18 protein-coding genes and 1 tRNA gene are annotated in these 18537 nt (G+C 66.8%); 7 read left to right on the top strand and 12 right to left on the bottom strand.

Annotated features, from left to right (window positions below; translation table 11 throughout):
- Nucleotides 1–14 precede the first annotated feature (14 nt).
- From ABD301_RS11980 to ABD301_RS11995, 4 genes are all read left to right on the top strand, one after another.
- Nucleotides 15–389, top strand: a complete 375-nt coding sequence (locus ABD301_RS11980) for a GntR family transcriptional regulator (RefSeq protein WP_344309825.1) — start codon at nt 15–17, stop codon at nt 387–389.
- Nucleotides 386–1273: an ATP-binding cassette domain-containing protein gene (locus tag ABD301_RS11985; RefSeq protein WP_344309827.1), complete on the top strand. Its 888-nt coding sequence runs from the start codon at nt 386–388 to the stop codon at nt 1271–1273. The genes ABD301_RS11980 and ABD301_RS11985 overlap by 4 nt, the downstream gene beginning before the upstream one ends.
- Complete coding sequence (locus tag ABD301_RS11990) at nt 1270–2013, top strand: hypothetical protein (protein WP_163571303.1); 744 nt, start codon at nt 1270–1272, stop codon at nt 2011–2013. The genes ABD301_RS11985 and ABD301_RS11990 overlap by 4 nt, the downstream gene beginning before the upstream one ends.
- A gap of 69 nt (nt 2014–2082) precedes the next feature.
- Nucleotides 2083–3240 (top strand): acyltransferase family protein, encoded by a 1158-nt coding sequence (locus ABD301_RS11995; RefSeq protein ID WP_344309830.1) that lies wholly within the window; start codon nt 2083–2085, stop codon nt 3238–3240.
- 24 nt (nt 3241–3264) lie between these two features.
- On the opposite strand, the gene ABD301_RS12000 is transcribed toward ABD301_RS11995, so the two are convergent.
- The 9 genes from ABD301_RS12000 to ABD301_RS12040 form a co-directional block, all read right to left on the bottom strand.
- Entirely contained in the window at nt 3265–3570 is a 306-nt protein-coding gene (locus tag ABD301_RS12000; protein WP_163571309.1) for a hypothetical protein, read from the bottom strand.
- Between the two features lie 252 nt (nt 3571–3822).
- On the bottom strand, nt 3823–5061 hold the full coding sequence (locus tag ABD301_RS12005) for a styrene monooxygenase/indole monooxygenase family protein (protein WP_344309833.1): 1239 nt from the start codon (nt 5059–5061) through the stop codon (nt 3823–3825).
- A 31-nt stretch (nt 5062–5092) separates the two neighbouring features.
- Nucleotides 5093–5710, bottom strand: coding sequence for a GTP-binding protein (locus ABD301_RS12010; RefSeq protein ID WP_344309835.1), 618 nt, complete (start codon nt 5708–5710; stop codon nt 5093–5095).
- Complete coding sequence (locus tag ABD301_RS12015) at nt 5691–6038, bottom strand: DUF742 domain-containing protein (protein ID WP_344309837.1); 348 nt, start codon at nt 6036–6038, stop codon at nt 5691–5693. Before ABD301_RS12015 ends, ABD301_RS12010 begins: the two co-directional genes overlap by 20 nt.
- A gap of 16 nt (nt 6039–6054) precedes the next feature.
- A complete protein-coding gene (locus ABD301_RS12020; protein ID WP_344309839.1) occupies nt 6055–6501 on the bottom strand; it encodes a roadblock/LC7 domain-containing protein in 447 nt (148 codons plus the stop codon).
- Nucleotides 6498–8189 carry a sensor histidine kinase gene (locus ABD301_RS12025; RefSeq protein ID WP_344309840.1) on the bottom strand — a complete coding sequence of 564 codons (1692 nt, stop codon included), beginning with the start codon at nt 8187–8189 and terminating at the stop codon, nt 6498–6500. The genes ABD301_RS12020 and ABD301_RS12025 overlap by 4 nt, the downstream gene beginning before the upstream one ends.
- A gap of 432 nt (nt 8190–8621) precedes the next feature.
- Nucleotides 8622–10418, bottom strand: coding sequence for a selenocysteine-specific translation elongation factor (selB, locus tag ABD301_RS12030; RefSeq protein WP_344309842.1), 1797 nt, complete (start codon nt 10416–10418; stop codon nt 8622–8624).
- Complete coding sequence (gene selA / locus ABD301_RS12035; RefSeq protein ID WP_344309844.1) at nt 10418–11716, bottom strand: L-seryl-tRNA(Sec) selenium transferase; 1299 nt, start codon at nt 11714–11716, stop codon at nt 10418–10420. Before selA ends, selB begins: the two co-directional genes overlap by 1 nt.
- Before the next feature lie 19 nt (nt 11717–11735).
- A tRNA-Sec gene (locus ABD301_RS12040) sits at nt 11736–11830 on the bottom strand.
- 149 nt (nt 11831–11979) lie between these two features.
- Between ABD301_RS12040 and selD the strand changes: the two genes are divergently transcribed.
- The gene (selD, locus tag ABD301_RS12045; protein WP_344309846.1) at nt 11980–12996 is read left to right on the top strand and encodes a selenide, water dikinase SelD; all 1017 of its coding nucleotides are present in this window, start codon (nt 11980–11982) and stop codon (nt 12994–12996) included.
- On the opposite strand, the gene ABD301_RS12050 is transcribed toward selD, so the two are convergent.
- The 3 genes from ABD301_RS12050 to ABD301_RS12060 are packed head-to-tail and all read right to left on the bottom strand — an operon-like array spanning nt 12997 to nt 16411.
- A complete protein-coding gene (locus tag ABD301_RS12050) occupies nt 12997–14520 on the bottom strand; it encodes a UxaA family hydrolase (protein ID WP_344309848.1) in 1524 nt (507 codons plus the stop codon).
- Between the two features lie 17 nt (nt 14521–14537).
- Nucleotides 14538–15218 carry a response regulator gene (locus ABD301_RS12055; RefSeq protein WP_163571318.1) on the bottom strand — a complete coding sequence of 227 codons (681 nt, stop codon included), beginning with the start codon at nt 15216–15218 and terminating at the stop codon, nt 14538–14540.
- Entirely contained in the window at nt 15215–16411 is a 1197-nt protein-coding gene (locus ABD301_RS12060) for a sensor histidine kinase (protein WP_344309851.1), read from the bottom strand. Before ABD301_RS12060 ends, ABD301_RS12055 begins: the two co-directional genes overlap by 4 nt.
- A 241-nt stretch (nt 16412–16652) precedes the next feature.
- Here ABD301_RS12060 and ABD301_RS12065 point away from each other — a divergent pair, with 241 nt between their 5' ends.
- Together ABD301_RS12065 and ABD301_RS12070 are read left to right on the top strand one after the other, a co-directional pair.
- A complete protein-coding gene (locus ABD301_RS12065) occupies nt 16653–17462 on the top strand; it encodes a GH25 family lysozyme (protein WP_344309853.1) in 810 nt (269 codons plus the stop codon).
- Between the two features lie 304 nt (nt 17463–17766).
- Nucleotides 17767–18522, top strand: a complete 756-nt coding sequence (locus ABD301_RS12070; protein WP_344309855.1) for a GH25 family lysozyme — start codon at nt 17767–17769, stop codon at nt 18520–18522.
- Nucleotides 18523–18537: the final 15 nt, after the last annotated feature.

Raw genomic sequence — 18537 nt, forward strand, 5'->3', positions numbered from 1 at the left:
GATGGGGGCTGACCGTGGACACGCCCTCGTTCGACGACCGCGCCCCGATCTACCAGCAGATCGCGGACCGGATCAAGAACGACATCCTCAGCGGCGCCCTGGCCGAGGGTGAGCAGGTGATGTCGACCAATCAGTACGCCTCGTTCTACCGGATCAATCCGGCCACCGCGGCCAAGGGCTTTCACCTCCTGATCGAGGAGGGAATTCTGCACAAGCGACGGGGAATTGGCATGTTTGTGAGCGACAAGGCCCAAGAGACGCTGCGAGACGAACGGCGCCGCCGGTTTTTCGCCGAGGTGCTGGATCCGATGCTGGCCGAGGCGCGGGTCATCGGGATTCCGCTGGCGGACATCGTGAGTCGCATCCAGGGTGGGGGAGGGGCGCGATGAGTTTCGACATCGAGATCGACAACCTGCGAGTCGCGTACGGCCGGTCGACGGCGATCGACGGCATGAGTTGCCGGCTCGAGGGCGGCAAGATCTACGGCCTGCTCGGCCGCAACGGCGCCGGCAAGACCAGCTTGTTAGCGGTGCTTTCGGCTTTCCGGCAGGCATCTTCGGGCACCGTACGGGTGGACGGCGAGGATCCGTTCGAGAATGCCCGGCTGATGCGGGAGATCTGCTTTGTCCGGGAAGGCAACGACGGCACCGAGTTGTTGCGCATCAAGGATCTCCTCGGCCTCGGAGCCAGCCTGCGACCGAACTGGGACCAGGCGTACGCGGAAAAGCTTGTCCAGCGTTTCGAGTTGCCGCTGGGAAAACGGGTGAACCAGCTTTCGCTGGGCAAACGGTCCGCGGCACGGGTCACCATCGCGCTGGCCAGTCGGTGCCCGCTGACGATCTTCGACGAGGCGTATCTCGGGATGGACGCGCCGTCCCGCTACGGGTTCTATGAAGAAGTTTTGAACGACTACCTGGAATATCCGCGTACGGTGATTCTGTCGACGCACCTGATCGAGGAGTTCGGGTCGCTGTTCGAGCAGGTGCTGATCATGGACCGCGGTCAACTCCTGGTGCAGGAGGAGACCGATCAGCTGCGCGAGCGTGGCACCGCGATTACCGGACCGGTCGAGGTGGTGGACCGGTTCGTGGCCGGGATGCCGGTGCTGAGCGAACAAACCCTCGGTCGTACGAAGTCGGCGACCGTCAACCAAACGCTCAGCGCCGAGCGGCGACGGGACGCGCGAGCCGCCGGACTGGACCTCGGGCCAGTGGCACTGCAGGACCTTTTCATTCATCTCACCGAGCCCAAGGACCGGGAGAAGCGGTCATGAGCAACAAAGTTGGCCATCCGGTGCCGATCGTCGCGCGGACGATGTGGCAGAGCCTGAGTCGTTACCTGCTGATGATGCTGCTGATCTTCGTGGTGATTTACGTGGTGATAGCGGTCATCATCGCGGCGACTGGCAAGGTCACCACCAGTACTGTGGAGATAGCTGGGGCGGGCGGGCCAAAATATGTGTTGTTCAGCTATGGCCTGATCATGCTGGTGACTCTGATGCCGGTCTACGCCGCTTTTGGCGTCACCCGACGGCATTTTATGACGGCCACGGTGGTTTTCGGGACGGCTGTCAGCCTGATGGCGGCGGTGATCCTGGTGGTGGCCTACGTGGTTGAGCGGACCGTTTATCAGGCCAGCGGGGTGCTGGCGGGCATGCCGTCCTACCCGCTACGGACGTGGGCCGACCTGGTGCCACTGCTCGTGCAGATCTGGTTGGTTTTCCTCGCTCACCTGGTCTCCGCGTGGCTGATCGCGCTCGGATACTGGCGGACCGGCCCGACGTGGGGAACCTTGTTGCTGCCGCTGGCGGTGATTCCGGCGATCGCGACCGAGGCGGTTTTCGGAGCCAAATGGATCGGGACCGGAGTGGACGCGCTGCTCCGGGTCAGCCCCGCGCCGTGGCCATGGGCCACCGTCATCTCGGTGGCCCTCTGCGCCGCCGGCATTGCTGTCGCATACGCGGCGATCCGTACGGTGCCGATCGGCGTGGCGCAGCGCATCGTCAAGTTCTAGTTCTTTCGCTCCCACCAAGGGTGGCAGCGCGAAGCATGCCCAAAAACTCAGACCAGAAAGGAAAAGACCATGTCACACGCAGTCGAACTGCCGTCGGTCGGGCCGAGCCCGGCCGCGGCGCCGGCAGCACCCGCACGGCTGTTCTTCCTGGACCGCATCCGGGTTGCCCTGACCATCCTGGTCGTCATCCATCACTGTGCGGTCACCTATTCCGATGTTCCGCTGTGGTATTACCACCTGGCCGGGCGACCGGGATCCGGCGTACCGCTGGATCTGTTGCTGCTGGTCAACCAGGCCTTCTTCATGGGGATGTTCTTCCTCATCTCGGGTTTTTTCGTACCGGGTTCGTACGAACGCAAAGGCCCGAAGGCATTCCTTCGAGACCGATTGCTGCGCCTGGGCGCCCCATTGGTCGCGTTCTATTTTGTGCTCAGCCCGATCGCGACAATCGCCGGTGGCCTCGCCGCGCGCCAGTCGTTGGGCGGTTCTTGGTGGGAGGTCTACCTCAACACCATCGGAGCGGGTCCGCTGTGGTTTGCCGAGGCGCTGATCGCCTTTACTGCTGGCTACGCAATCTGGCGGCAGGTGTCCAAGAACTCGGCCGTACGTACCGAAAAGACGACTGAACCACTGACCTACGCCAAAGTCGGCCTCTTCGTAGTAGTGCTGGGCGTCGTGACATACGGGTGGCGGATTTTCCTGCCACAGGGCACCTGGGTGCCGGTGATCGACTTCCCGTCCGCGGCGTTTCTCCCGCAGTATGTGGGCCTTTTCGTGGTGGGCCTGCTGGCCAGCCGACGCGGTTGGCTCACCACCCCGCGCCGCGGCATGGGGCGGATCGGCGGGGTGGCGGCGCTGATCGGCATGGTCGTCTATCTGGCGATGCTGATCGGTGGTCACGGCTCCGGTGGCCCGAGCGTGCAGGCCTTCGTCGCCGCACTTGCCGAGGCGGTCTACTGCGTCGGGATCTGCCTGGCCCTGTTGAGTCTTTTCCGTCGTACGGCTCGCAAAGAAGGTGCCTTCGGGCGCTACCTGTCGCAGCACGCGTTCACCGTCTATGTCATTCACGCACCGCTGGTGGTGGGCGTGACGATCGCGATGCACGCACTCGTACCGACCGACTTGGCCCTGGTCAACTTCGCGTTGGCCGCGGTGATCGCCGTGCCGCTCAGCTTCGCGCTGGCTTACCCAGTCCGCAAGCTTCCGTTCGCTCGCGAGGTTCTCTGACAGGGATTGTTTTCGGCCAGGGGCTCACAGATGAACGCACGGGTTGACGGCGGCGTTGGCGATCCAGCCGCTCACACTGTTCGCCAGATCGACGCCCTTGGTGAACTCCCTGGTGGACACCCCGGCCAGCACCCAAGGGTCACCGGCGCGGGCCTGACCCGCGGGATTGCTGCCGCTGTCCGCATCCGGATAGATCGGGGTGGTGAACTGCACGGTGCAGCTGGGGACCAGAGGGGCCTGGGCAGTGGCCGCGAAAGCAGTGGCCGGAAGAGCCAACGTCGCGGCAACCAGGGCGCCGCCGATCACAACGGAAAAGGTTTTGATTCGCATACCTCCACTGTGGAGGTTCCGGACGGATTCGACCAGTCTTTCTACGGTGTTCGAATAGGTACGCCAAAACACCGAGTATTTCCGCTAGCCGGAACGAGTTGTTGTTGATCTTGTTTAGTTGGCCCGTACGAAACGGGCGTTTCGGGTATGTGTCCGTTTTGGGTGGGCCAACTAAGCAAGATCAACAACTTCGGTGACGGTGAGTTCGGCGGATTTTCGGTCCCCGCTCGAGAGAAGAGCGGGGCGTCATTATCAGGGTGCCAGCGAAGCGAGATAGGCCTGGGCGGCGTCTGGGCTCATGAACCAGTGCTGGAAATCGGTCGGGTCGGAGAACCCGTTGCCGAGCCGGCGGGCGATCCGCGGATCCTGCGAGGCGGCACCGAGAAGTTGTTGCACGTGTTCGGGCAGCGGCTGCAGAAAGGCGTTGGTCCAGGCCGTCGAATACTGGGCCGTCTCCTGCCAGAACCGCTCGAACGTCTGCTCCATCCACGCACGGTCGAATGGCGCGTCACCGTGGTTGAGAATGGCGTGCAGATAAGCCTGCGCGCATTTCGCCGCGTTGTTGCTGCCCTGGCCGGTGATCGGGTCGTTGGCGATCACCACGTCCGCGGCGCCCAGCACCAGCCCGCCGGACGGCAGCTCGCCGACCGGGTGGCGCACGGTCGGGACGAACCGGCCGGACAGCGTCGCACGGGCGTCGGTCAACTCGACGTTGGCGCATCTTTCGTAGACCCACGGCACATACTGGCGGATCAGCTCGAGCGTACGCTTGAGATGATCCGGCGGATCCAGCCGCTCCTGCCACAGATCCAGCGGCCCAGCTGGCACGGCTTCCCAGAACAAGATGTCGCATGGGCCGGAGAGGGTCAGTGCCGGAATGACAAACAGCTCACCAAAACCCGGAATGGCGTTGAACCCGACATTGGTGCGCGGCAGCAGTGGATCCGGGGCCAGGCCGTGCACATACGCGACCGCCAACCCGCGTTGTGGTGTGGTGTAAGGAGAACGGGACGCATTGCGGTCAAAGAGTCCGCCCAGCTCGCCCCGGCCGGCGGCCACGATGGTGAGGTCATAGCGGCCCAGGGCCGCAAGACCGTCCAGGTCGGAGGTCGTCACCCCCTGGTAAATGACGGTCCCGCCGCGCTGCTCGACCAGTTCCAGCCAGCCGGACATCTTCACCCGCTGGTCGGTGCTTTCGGCGTGCTGGTCCACCGGCGCGATGATGTCCAGCGCTTTTTCGCCTGGAGGAGCCGAAAGAGCCACATGGAGGGCTTCGATATGCGGCACCCGGTCTTCCCAGATGTTGAGCCCGTAGTCACGTTCGGACTGCAGTGCCAACCCGAACATGCCTTGGGTGCTGGTCGGCCAGCCGTCCCGGATCTCCTCCGGCGTACGGGCGGACATCACGGTCACGTCGTAGCCCTCGGCGAGCAGGCTCAGGGCCAGCTGTAACCCACACTGCCCGGCCCCGACGATCAGCACTCTGCGCATCGGTTCTGCCCTTTCCTTGGGAAAAACTACCCTACCGGCCGGCCGGTACGCCCGCGCCGTCGTTCCGCAGGTTGAGGGTGTGAGTGACCACTTCCATCAACGCCTGGGCCGAAGATCGCCGATGGCGGGCGTCGACGGTGATCATCGGCACCTCCGGTTTGAGGGCGAGCGCCTCCCGTACGGCGTCGAGGTCGTGCCAGAGTTGGCCGTCGAACAGGTTGACCCCCACCACGAAGGGAAGGTCCGAGTCGTTCTCGAAGTAGTTGACGGCCGGAAAGGAAACCTCGAGATTGCGGGTATCCACCAGCACCAGGGCTCCGATCGCCCCGCGACACAGGTCATCCCACAAAAACCAGAACCGGGGTTGGCCGGGCGTACCGAAAAGATAGAGGACCAGGTCCCGGTCGATGCTGATGCGGCCGAAGTCCATCGCCACCGTGGTGGTGGTTTTCTGGCTGCCCGACTCCAGCGCGTCGACGCGTTTTCCGGCCTGTGTCATCCACGCTTCGGTGTTGACTGGCGGAATTTCGCTGACCGAGCCGACCAGGGTGGTCTTTCCGACGCCGAAACCGCCGGCCACCACGATCTTCGCCGAGATGGCCTGGGATGTCGGCACCTGCGTCGGTTCGTCAGAGTGCGGCGAGGCCATTGCGGATTCTCTCCAGGGTCAGGCTGGGAATGACGTTGTCGCGGTCCGAATGCGCGGTCGAGTGCACCGCCACCAGGTGGTTCGCGGCGAGGTCGCCGATCAGCACCCGCGTCACGCCGAGCGCGATCTTCGAATGCGCGGACAGTTCGGCCACCGACATCGTCCGGCCGGCCAACTCGTACAAAGCGCGGGACTCCGGCAGCAGCGACGCCGCGACCTGCGGGTCGTAATGCGGCACGGACACCAGCGTCTCCACCAGCAGCCGCTGTTTCGTGCGGGTCCGTCCCGCGGTCAGCACGTACGGCCGCACCCACGGGTTCGGCATCATTTTCGCTCCCTCGCTGCTAACCATGGGTTCCCTGGCCGGTCGACATCCGCCGCAGGTCGTCCCGCAGCTGAGGGGTCAGTACGTGACCGACGCTGTCCACCAGTTGGGTCATCTGGAAGGCCACCACGCTCAGGTTGGCGCCCTCCTCGGTCAGCACCGCGAGGCCCGCGAGGGTGGAGATGTTCATGAAGAGGAAATGCCCGGCCGGAAACTTCAGCATGATCTGGTCACAGTTGTGCTGCCCGATCAGCGTCGCGATGTTGTTGCCCAGGCTGAGCATTCCGCTGGTCATGGCGGACAGCGGATCCGCCACATCGCGCGACATCCGGCCGGCCGCGATCAGCGGCAGGCCGTCTGAGGACACCAGCAGCGCGTGCGAGACCCCTGCGGTCGAACTGGCGAAATTGGTCAGTAGCCAGGCGAACTCGCGCGGGTTACGGGGGCGTGGCCCGACCGTTGTCACCGCGGTTGGCCTTCTGGCACGTCAACTTCGTCAGGCCCCACTTCAGCCTGCCCTGCTTCAGCGGGCATAGCTGGTGGTTCCTCGACCCGGGGAACCGGCGGCTCTTTGACGCGCGAAGCCAGTGGTTCCTCGACCGGCGCCGGCACCACCTTCACCGGCATGCCGTTCGGTGGCCCGCCGTTGATGGGCACGGCATTGAGCGTCGAGATGGTGAGCGCTGGGGCACTGGGAGGTGAGACATTGAGCGGCACGACCTTCACCGGTACGGCCGATGCCGCCGCGGTTGGCAGGGCCCGCGCCAGGTTTTGCTCGCGGGCCGCTTTTACCCCTGCGGTGAACGAATCCAGGTCTTCGGCGAAGGAGCTGGGGCCGGTCGGATCGGGTCGCGGCGCTGGCCGGCCGTTGATGAGATGCGCGCCGATCGACCCGTCGTCGTCGGGCCTGTCCTTTTCGGCCGCTGGCTCGGGTTCTCGAACCGGCGCGCCATGCAGTCCGATCGGTCGCGGCGCGGAGGTCCGCAGGCTCATGCTTTCCCGCCGAGGCAGGTGATCCGGTTGGTCGGTGCTGGAATTCGTTGGCACGGCGGCCGAAGGCAGCGGCCCGACCGGCGAATCGTTGTCCACCACTGGCCGCGCCGGCGCGTGTCCGCCAGCGTGCCCACCGCTGGGAACACCGCTGGGAACACCGCTGGGGACACCGTTGGGGACACCGGAAATCCGCTGGGGCGCGGGTCGGGCGGCGATGGGTGAGGTGAGATCCGGCCGCGGCAAAGCCGTCTCCGGCGGTGCCATCCGGCTGGTGCTTGGCCGCTGGATCAACGAAAGATGTGCGCCGCTCGGGCCGTTCAGATCGCCGTTGGCGGCGACATTGCGCGGCCAGCTGGTTTCCCGGTGCCGGCCCTGGCCGGCCGCGGCCGGGAACCCGGACGGCATCTCGCACAACAGCTCCGGCGGCACCAGCACCATCGCGACGGTGCCGCCGCCGGCGCCTGGCCGAGACGCCAACCGCACCCGGATGCCATGTTTGTGCGCCAGCCGGTGAATGATCGGAAAACCGGTGTGCCGGGCGATGTCCTCACTCACCTCGGGAACCGGTCCGGCCAGCACCGCGTTGAGGTTTTCCACCCGGCGCGGGTCGATGCCGATGCCGGAGTCCTCGATTCGCATCATGATGCCACCGTTGTCCAGCAGATGGGCGCTGACGACGACGGTGGCGGGAGAGTACGACGTCGCGTTGTCGATCAGGGCGGCCAGCAGCCAGGCGACGTCTTTCGCCGCGTACTCGACAACTCCCAGCTCGGCGACCCGGCCAATGCTCACCCGGGTGTAGTGCTCGATCGCCGATTCGGCTTCGCGGATGACATCCACCAGTGAGGACCGGTAGCCGCTGGGCTGGTCGTCCTCCACGCCGGCCAGGATTTGCAGGTAGCCAGCGACCCTGCGGAGCCGGGTGACGCCGTGGTCGACCCGGTAGAGGCGTTCAAGCGTGCTGGCGTCCTCCTCAGCCGCCTCCAGCTGGTCCAGTTCCGGCCGCAGGAGCTCCACCATGCTGAGCATTCGTAGGGCGAACTGGTGGCACACCGTCGGCCAGGAAGCGTCCACCGGCCGTTCGGCGGGTTCCGGCTCGGGCCGCGGCACCACCAGGGTCGGATCCAGCCGGCGTGCCCAGCGCTGTCGCCACCGGCTCACCACCCCTGCTCACCGGATCTTCCCAAGCACCAGTCCCGCACCTGTCAAACCTCCTGGATCCCGGCCGGCTCTGTTGCACTGTTGACGTCGTACTGCTGTCGAAGTTGTTCGGCTGTGACGTTTCTTTCGGTCCATCCAACCAGAGCCCGCCCGTGCGCCAGCCACTGCTGTTATGGTGTCGGCCGGCGATCACGCAGTAAACCATCGGGCCGGGCGACACGCAATGCGCGGGCGCCATAGCCGATCTGTCCGCAGTCCCATAAAAGCCGGCCGGCGAACGGCGTGTCATCACTCACCGTGTTGTTTATTCTTCGGGTCCTGCTAACAATGCATTTCGGAACGGCAATTCATCGACACTGGGTAATGTGCGGCAGTCGCCCTTTTCGGTTTTGTGAACCATGCGTCCCAGAGATATTGTGGCGGCCGCGAATTCTAGGCGTGAATGGTCGAATCGTCAAGATCAACTTCGCGTAGCCGTCGACGGTCGTCTGGCAGCCTTTCGGTGATGCGCAGGCGATCCAGGAATTCCAGCAGCGGCAGGGCCACCCGCCGAGTGGTGCCCAGCGCTTGGCGGGCTTCGCTGAGACCGAACGGCTGTGGCAGGCCCCCGAGAACGCGGGCCGCGATGTGCGGTGCGTCCGGCAGCAGTACGACGCCGGCCGGCAGCCGCAGCAGGTAGCCGGCCCGGCTGGCGGCCGCGAGTTCGGCGTTGCCCAGGCCAAGCTCGGCCAGTCTTGGCGCGTCTGGCGCCGAAAACGGGCTGGCCGCCAGCGCGTCGCGGACCGCTCGTACGGCTTCGGCCACTCGCGGCGGCAGAGTGGTTTCGGCCTCCTGTCGTACGACACCCTCGGCGACTCGCAGGCCGGCTCGCCGGAGCAGCTCGGTGAGGATCTCCCGGTCCGGTACGTCCAGCCGCTGCCGCAAAGTGTCCACCGCGATGCCGGCGGACAGCGGATTTTCGGCCTGCCAAGCCGATACCTCGGTGGGTGCCCGGCGGACCAGCTCGGCAAGGCGGGCCGGATCGGCCCGCCAGTGGCTGATCGGCTCGCCGGCGAGCGGCAGACCGGCCCTGGTCAGCTCGGCGGCGAGCCGGAAACCGTGCTGACGCAACGTAAGTTCGCTGGCCGCTGCCGGCCGGCCGGACGACATCGCGGCCAGTACGGTGAGATCCGCGGCCCGGCTGGCGGCGGCACCGCGGCGGCGGAACTGCGCCGGATCGACCGCGAGAACGGTCGCGCCAGCGGCGATCTGGTGCCGGCCCGGGTCGCGGAGCAGCACCCGATCGCCGTACCGCACTGGCAAAGGGCGTTCCAGCGTCAGCCGAGCGGCCAGTTTTCCCAACGGTCGCAACTGAACCGGCACCGCGGCCGAACCGAGGTGCAGCACCAGCCGGCCCGGCAGGCGATCGGCTTCGGGCACCGCCACGTCGAGAGATGTGGCTGTCAGCCAACGATCCGGCGCGACCAGCGCATCGCCCGTACGTACGTCGGCACGGTCGACTCCGCGCAGGTTGACCGCCACCCGTGCGGTCGCGGTGACCTCGTCGCGCGGCTCGCCGAGCGCGTGCAGGCCGCGGACTTTGCCCACCTGGCCGGTAGCCGCGATCGACAGGGTGTCGCCGACCCGGACAGTGCCGGCCGCGAGCGTGCCGGTGACCACGGTGCCGGTGCCGCGCAGGGTGAAGCGGCGATCGACCCACAGCCGTACGTCGGCCTGCCGGTCCGGCGCCGGAAGTGCCTTGACCAGCTGGGAAATCTCGGCGCGTAGCTGGTCGAGGCCCTGCCCGGTGACCGCGCTGACGACCACAGTGGACAGTGCGCCGAGACCGCTGCGAGCAACGATGTCGAGAGATTGTCGGCGGGCCGGCTCCGGATCGGCGAGGTCGGCGCGGCTGATCACCAGCAGCCCGTGTCGCACGCCGAGGGCGTCCAATGCGGACAGATGCTCAGAAGACTGGGGCATCCAGCCGGCGTCCGCGGCCACCACGAGCAGCGCGGCCGGCACCGAGCCGACGCCAGCCAGCATCGTCGGCACGAACTTTTCGTGCCCCGGCACGTCGACGAAGGCCACCTGCTCGCCGTTTGCCAGCGTGGTCCAGCCAAAACCGAGCCCGATGGTGAGCCCGCGCCGGTGTTCCTCTTCCCACCGGTCCGGCTCCATCCCGGTCAAAGCCCTGACCAGGGTGGATTTTCCGTGGTCGACGTGGCCCGCGGTGGCGATGACGTGCATCAGGTGACCGCGGCCGCCCGTACCGCCGCGGCCACCACCTTGTCCTGCGCGGCGTCCACAGTGGACAGATCGAGCAGGCACCGATCCTTGTCCGTACGCCCGACCACCGGCGGCTCGCCAGCGCGCAGCGCCGCGGTGAACCGGGCCGGCAAGCTGACCGCCGCGCTCGGCAGTCGTACGCCCGGAGCGCCGCCACCGCCGACCGCGGCCTCGGTTTGCACCGGCACTGCCGAAATTCCGCTCTCACGCAGCTCGCTGGCGAGCTTTTCGGCTCTGCCGAACAGATCCGATCGGGAGCCGATGAGCATCGCCGGCACCGGCGGCAGCGGGCCGCGCAGCGTCGCCTCCAGCGCGGCGAGGGTGAGCTTGTCCACTCGCAGGGCCCGCGCGGCCGGATGCCGGCGCAGCCGGTGCACGAGATCGGCCGCGCCGAACAACAGGCCAGCCTGCGGGCCGCCGAGCAGCTTGTCGCCGCTCGCGGTCACCAGCGCGGCGCCCTCGGCCAGCGCGGTGGCCACGTCCGGCTCGTCCGGTAGCAGCGGATGCGGCCGCAACAGGCCTGATCCGACATCCGCGACGATCGGCACACCCAGGCCGGCGAGCTCGCTTACCCCGACCTCACGGGTGAATCCGCTGACCAGGAAGTTCGACGGGTGGACCTTCAGAACGAAGGCGGTCCGCTCGTTGATCGCGTCGGCGTAGTCGTCTGGCCGGCAGCGATTGGTGGCGCCGACCTCGCGCAGTTTCGCGCCAGTGCAGGCCAACAGCTCGGGGATCCGGAACCCGTCACCGATCTCCACCAGTTCGCCGCGGCTGATGACGATTTCCCGGCCGTCGCCGGCCAGCGCGAGCGCGACCAGCAGCAACGCGGCCGCATTGTTGTTGACCACGTGCACGCCACCAGCGGTCGGTACGGCGGCGGCCAGCGCCTCCAGCGCGCCGCGGCCGCGCGGCGCGCGCTGGCCGGTCCGCAGGTCGAACTCGACATTGGTGACCCCGGCCGCCGCGGCGACCGCGTCGACGGCCGCCGCCGAAAGCGGCGCCCGGCCGAGGTTGGTGTGCACCAAAATGCCGGTGGCGTTCAGCACCGGCCGTAACCCGCTGGCATGACGGGGAAGGGCGTCCACCGCGGCCTCCACAATGGACTCCGGCGGAATTTCGCCCGTACGAGCGCGTTGTTGGGCGTCGACGACCGCTTTTTTCACCAGCGGGTAGCCAATCCTGGCCACCGCCTTGACCAGCCGCGGATCGGCCAGCACGGCGTCTGTGCGCGGGATGTGCCGGCGCGGATCGGTCATCGGGTGCCCTCAGTGCCGATGGCGGAGGCGGACGGGAATCGAACCCGCCAGCGACAGTTCCTGCCGCTCAACGGTTTTGAAGACCGCGCCGGCCACCAGGCCAGATACACCTCCCCGATCCATCGGCCCATCATGGCACGCCCGGTGGGATTTTCGCGAGGGTGACGTTGTGGGGTGACAAATATGGGCATTCTGGCCCCACCACGTTACCCTCGCGGCTGGAAGGGGTGTGGTTAGCGCTACAACAGGGGCAGGATGGGGGGATGACGGCTTCCTCGACCACGTATCGGCTGACTCAGTACGCGCACGGTGGTGGGTGCGCCTGCAAGATCCCGCCCGGGGAGCTGGAAGCGGTGGTGGCCGGGCTGATCGGTGATCCCGCGGTGCCGGCTGGGCAGACGACGGGGGAGTTGCTGGTCGGGCTGGATGACGGCGACGATGCCGCGGTCGTACGGCTGCAGGATGGGCTGGCCGTCATCGTGACGACGGACTTTTTCACGCCGGTGGTCGACGACGCGTACGACTGGGGGCGGATCGCGGCGGCGAACGCGTTGTCCGATGTGTACGCGATGGGTGGCCGGCCGGTGGTGGCGGTGAACCTGCTGGGGTGGCCGCGCGAGGTGTTGCCGTTGGAGTTGGCGGCCGAGACTTTGCGCGGGGGCCTGGATATCGCGCGGCAGGCCGGTTGCTACCTGGCGGGCGGCCACAGTGTGGACGATCCGGAGCCGAAATACGGGATGGCGGTGACCGGGATCGGGGACCCGGCCAAGCTGATCCGGAACGACGCCGGCCGGCCGGGAATGGCGTTGTCGTTGACGAAACCGCTCGGTGTCGGGGTTTTGAACAGCCGGCACAAGGCAACCGGCGAGCGGTTCGAGCAGGCCATCGTGAACATGACCACACTCAACGAAAAAGCGGCCCAGGCGGCGCTCGAGGCCGGGATTGCCGGCGGTACGGACGTGACCGGCTTTGGATTGCTCGGGCACCTTTACAAGCTGGCCAGGGCCAGTGGCGTGACAGCGATCATCGACGCGGCCTCGGTGCCATATCTGGACGGCGCGAGGGACGCGCTCGCGGCCGGCTATGTCAGTGGCGGCACCAGGAGGAACCTGGACTGGGTCCGGCCGCACACCGACGCGAGCGCGGTCGCCGAGTCGGAGGCGTTGCTGCTCGCCGATGCGCAGACTTCCGGTGGTTTGCTGCTGACGGGCGAAATTCCAGGCGCGCCGGTGATCGGCGAGCTGGTGGAGCGTCAGGAACACACCCTGATCATCCGGTGACTACATGACCGTACCGAGGTGCCAGGGCACGAACTCCTCGTCGCCGTAGCCCAGGGCCTCGCTTTTGGTCTGCTCGCCGGAAGCGACCCGCAGCACCTGGTCGAAAATCCGCTGGCCGAGACCGCCGACGGTGTCGTCGCCGTCCACGATGCCGCCGCAGTTCACGTCCATGTCTTCGCGCATGTGTTCGTAAAGTGGCGTGTTGGTGGCGAGTTTGAGGCTGGGCACGGGTTTGCAGCCGAAGGCGGAGCCGCGGCCGGTGGTGAAACACACCACATTCGCGCCGCCGGCGACGATGCCGGTGACCGACACCGGGTCGTAGCCGGGAGTGTCCATGAAGACGAATCCTTTGCTGGTCACCGGTTCGGCGTATTCGACCACGTCCCGCAGGGTGGTGGTGCCGCCCTTGGCGACCGCGCCGAGCGACTTCTCCAGGATGGTGGTCAGCCCGCCGGCCTTGTTGCCAGGAGAGGGATTGTTGTCCATCGAGCCACCGTTTTTCGCGGTGTAGTCCTTCCACCAGTCGATCCGGCGAAGCAGTTTCTCGCCCACCTCGCGGGTGGCCGCCCGGCGGACGAGCATGTGCTCAGTCCCGTAGATTTCCGGGGTTTCGCCAACAATCCCGGTGCCGCCATGCCGGACCAGCAGATCGACGGCGGCGCCCAGCGCGGGGTTGGCGGTCAGGCCGGAGTACGAGTCGGAGCCGCCGCAGTTAGTGCCCAGCACCAGTTCGCTGGCCGGCACCGGCTCCCGCCGGGACCTTTCCGCCATCGGAAGCATTTCGGTCAGTCTGGCGACGCCTTCCCGGATCGTACGAGCGGTGCCGCCGAGCTCTTGAATGGTGGCCGACACCACCGCAAGATCGGGTCGCAACTCGACATCGCCGGTGAGCTTGACGATCTCGTTGTCCTCACATCCCAGGCCCAGGATCAGAAAACCGGCGAAATTCGGGTGGGTCAGATAGCCGCGCATAACCCGGCGCAGAACCTCGATACCTTCGCCGTCCGGCGCCATTCCGCAACCGGTGCCGTGGGTCAGCGCCACCACTCCGTCGACGTGCGGGAAATCTTCCAGTACGCCGGAAAACTGCATCTGCCGGGCGATCTGTTTGGCCGCGGTGGCCGAGCAGTTCACGCTGGTCAGGACGCCCAGGAAATTGCGGGTGCCGACGCGGCCGTCGGTGCGCCGGAAACCGGCGAAGGTGGCTTGCTGTGCCACCGGGAGGATTTCCTCGTCGCGCGCGTCGACGCAGAATTCGTACGCCCGCTCGAATTCCCGGTATTCGAGGTTGTGCAGGTGGACATGCTCGCCGGCGGCGATATCCCGACCGGCGAAGCCGATAATCTGTCCGTACCGATGCACCGGCGCCGAAGCGGGAAGTGCGCGGACCGCGATTTTGTGGCCACGCGGCACATCTTCCCGGGTCGTCACGCCGGGCATCACCTCGCTACCGGCCGGCAGGTCCCGCCGGGTGATGGCCACATCGTCGGTGTCCCGTAGGCGGATCAGGTCCGGAGAAGTCATGCCTGTCACGCTATCCGTCAGTTTGCCCGTCCGGGCGGGGCGATCAGGCCGGATTCGTAAGTGACGACCACCAGCTGCGCCCGATCTCGTACGCGCAGCTTGCTCAGCAACCGGCCGACGTGCGTCTTCACCGTCCCAACGCCCAGTTGCAGGCGGTCGGCGATCTCAGCGTTCGACAGCCCGCGCGCGACCAGCATCAGCACCTCGCGCTCCCGGTCGGTGACCCCGCCGAGCTCACGGGAGCCGACCAGCCGCTGGTCGGGCTGGCGGGCGAACGCGGAGACCAGCCGGCGCGTCACGGTCGGCGCGAGCAGCGCGTCACCGGCCGCGACCACTCGGATCGCGGCCAGCAGGTCAACCGCGGTGGTGTCCTTGATCAGGAACCCGCTCGCGCCGGCCCGGATCGCCGCGTAGACGTATTCGTCGAGGTCGAAGGTGGTCAGGATGATCACCCGTACGTCGGCGGTCTCCGCCGAGCGGCAGATGTGGCGGGTCGCCTCGATGCCGTCCATCTCCGGCATCCGTACGTCCATAAGGACCACGTCCGGGCGGTGCTCGCGGGCCAGCTCGACGGCTTCGGTGCCGGTGCCGGCTTCTGCGATGATGGTGAACCCGTCGGTCGCCTCGACCAGCATGCGAAAGCTGTCCCGCAGCAGCACGTGGTCGTCGGCCAGCAGCACCCGGATCGGCTCGGTCATGATGCCTCGTACGGTAGGTGGGCGGACAGCCGAAAGCCGCCCTCACCGCGCGGTCCGGCGGCGAAGGTGCCGCCGAACATGGTGACCCGCTCGTTGATGCCGATCAGGCCGTGGCCGCCGGACGTACGAGCCGGCGTCCGCGGTTGGCGGGGGCCGTCGTCGGTCACCTCGATGCGGACGCCGAGCTCGTCAGCGTCGACGTCGACGCGGCAATGCGTCGGGGCCGCGTGGCTGATCACGTTGGTCAGCCCCTCCTGCACGATCCGATAAATCGACAGCTCCATCGCCACCGGCAGCGGGCCGACCGAGCGGACCACCAGGTCGACCTCGACCCCGGCGGACTCGGCCCGGTCGGCCAACTCGCGCACATCGGACAGGCCCACTACCGGGACCAGCTCGGCGCCGCTGCCGGTGTCGCTACGCAGGATGCCCAGCACCTTGCGGATCTCGCCGAGCGCGTTCCGGCTGGTCTCCTCGATGATCGCGAGTGCCGCCCGGGTCTCCTCCGGGCGTACGTCCGCGAGGTGGTTCGCGACCGTCGCCTTGACCGCGATCAGGCTCATGCTGTGCCCGACGATGTCGTGCAGCTCGCGGGCGATCCGCAGCCGCTCGTCCACCACCGCGTCCCGGGCCCGCTCCTGGACGATCCTGTCGGCGAGGAACCGGCGCCAGCGGATCAGCGTGCCCAGCCCCCAGGCGACCGCCAGCATCAGCCAGATGCCGGCGATCTCGCCGAACCCGTCCGACCGCTGCTGGGGCTCGACGGCTCGGCTGTAGAAAAGGAAAATCATCATCGCCGTGGCGAAGATGCAGATGGGCAGCACCGCGAAGGACCAGATCCGGGGCGACCGGAGCGCGACCAGGTAAAGGGCGAGGGCGGTCGGGACGTACGCGATGAAGACCACTCCCTCGCTGACCACGGCGGTCGCCGTGACCAGCGACCCGGCGCACAGCACGAAGCAGAGGACCACCCGCGGCGACAGCCGGCGCACCGCGATCGGGAGGCCGACGACGAGCGCGGCCAGCCAACAGACCAACACCGGCTTGGGCGATTCGTCGAGACCGGGTGGTTCCAGTGTCGCGTACGCGAGCAGGATCACCGCGGCGATCGCGGTGATCGCGTCCAGAACCAGCATCCGGATCTCGCGGCGGCGAGTCGCGGTTCGGGCTCGCGTCGGGGCGGGGAGCTGCACTCTCATGACGGTATCCGGCCTTACCTGCGTCGGCCTCTTACCGGAGGCGTCATCCTGCAGGCAGACCTCCCGGGTAAACATGGTAATTCCTTTATAACGTTAGATACCACCCGTTACCGTTTATAGCCCGCTTTGTAGATTTGTTCCCGGAAAATCACTATTAAATGTCGACCAAAACTATGGCAATTGTCACCGTCTCTCGCGTATGTTCCGCACGGGAGTTTCGAGAGAGGGAGGAAACATGAAGGGAAGTTTCGACCGGGTACGACGAGGTCGGTGGCGCGCACTTGCGATCGTCGGAGCCTCGGCCGCCGCTGCTCTGGTGGTCACTCTGGTCACCGTCTCGCCGGCCTCCGCGGCGCCGCCGCCCGGGCCGGGGCATGAGGGTATGGCGGGCCCGCGGCCGGCGGTGTCCAACGCCGTGCAGCCAGCGGTGGCGGGCCTGCCCGGCATTGACGTCTCGAGCTACCAGGGCAGCATCAACTGGACCGCGGTGAAGAACGCCGGCATCAAGTGGGCGTACATGAAGGCCACCGAGTCGACGACCTATTACGACCCGACATTCAATGCCAACTACGTGAATGCGTACCACGCCGGGGTTATCCGCGGCGCATACCACTTCGCCCAGCCGGGGCAGTCCAGCGGCGCGACGCAGGCGACGTATTTCGCCACTCATGGGGGTGGCTGGAGCGCGGACAACCTGACCCTGCCGGGGATGCTGGACCTGGAGGGTACGTGTGCCTCGGTGTCCTGGATTCGCGACTTCTACAACACGTACAAGGCAAAGACCGGTAGGGACGTGGTGATTTACACGTCCGCCAGCTATTGGAATTCGTGCACCGGCGGCAGCAGCGCCTTCGCGTCGCTCACTCCGTTGGACGTGGCCAGCTGGGGTGGTTCCAGCCCGGTCATGCCCGGTGGCTTCGGTGCGTACACGATGTGGCAGTACACCGATTCCGGTTCGGTCAGTGGCATCAGCGGTGCCGTCGACCGGGACACGTTCAACGGGCCTGACGCCCGGCTGCTGGCGCTGGCCAACAACACTCCGTGATCCGCACCCTCGCCGAGGCCGCTGTCACGGGAGAGCGCGGCGGCCTCGGCGAGGGTTGTTATTCTGTCGGAAGACTTCTCGGTAAACGTGGTAACACGACATTTCAGTAAATCGAAGCCGCTGCCGCCGGTAGCGGCTTTTGCCTTGTTTTGCCGGGAAATTCATTATTAAATGTCACCCGAAAACTATGGCGATTGTCACCATCCCTCGCGTATGTTCCCGCACGGGAGTTTCGAGAGAGGGAGGGAACATGAAGGGAAGTTTCGACCGCGCTCGACGAGGAGGATGGCAGAGACTGGCGTTCGTGGCAGCGTCGGCCGCCGCGGCTCTGGTGGTCACCCTGGTGACCGTCACACCGGCTTCCGCGGCGACGCCGCGCGGGCCTGGTCACGAGGGGATGGAGGGCCCGCCGCCGGCGGTGTCCAACGCCGTGCAGCCAGCGGTGGCCGGCGTTCCCGGCATCGACGTCTCGCACTACCAGGGCACCATCAACTGGACCTCGGTCAAGAACGCCGGCATCAAGTGGGCCTACATCAAAGCCACCGAGTCGACGACCTACAAGGACCCGACCTTCAACGCCAACTACACGAACGCGTACAACGCCGGCCTCATTCGCGGCGCGTACCACTTCGCCCGGCCCGCTGACTCCAGTGGCGCCGCCCAGGCGACCTACTTCGCCACCCACGGCGGTGGCTGGAGCGCCGACAACCACACGCTGCCCGGCATGCTGGATCTTGAAGGCTCCTGCGCCTCGGTCGCCTGGATCCGCGACTTCTACAACACGTACAAGGCAAAGACCGGTAGGGACGTGGTGATTTACACGTCCGCCAGCTGGTGGAACTCGTGCACCGGCGGCAGCAGCGCCTTCGCGTCCCTCACGCCGCTGGACGTGGCCAGCTGGGGCGGTTCCAGCCCGACCATGCCGCGGGGCTTCGGCGCGTACACGATGTGGCAGTACACCGATTCCGGCTCGGTCAGCGGCATCAGCGGTGCCGTCGACCGCGACACCTTCAACGGCAGCGAGGCTCGCCTGCTCGCCCTCGCCAACAACACTCCGTAACCCTGTCTTGTCCGC

The sequence above is a fragment of the Fodinicola feengrottensis genome, assembly GCF_039530045.1.
GTDB lineage: Bacteria > Actinomycetota > Actinomycetes > Mycobacteriales > HKI-0501 > Fodinicola > Fodinicola feengrottensis.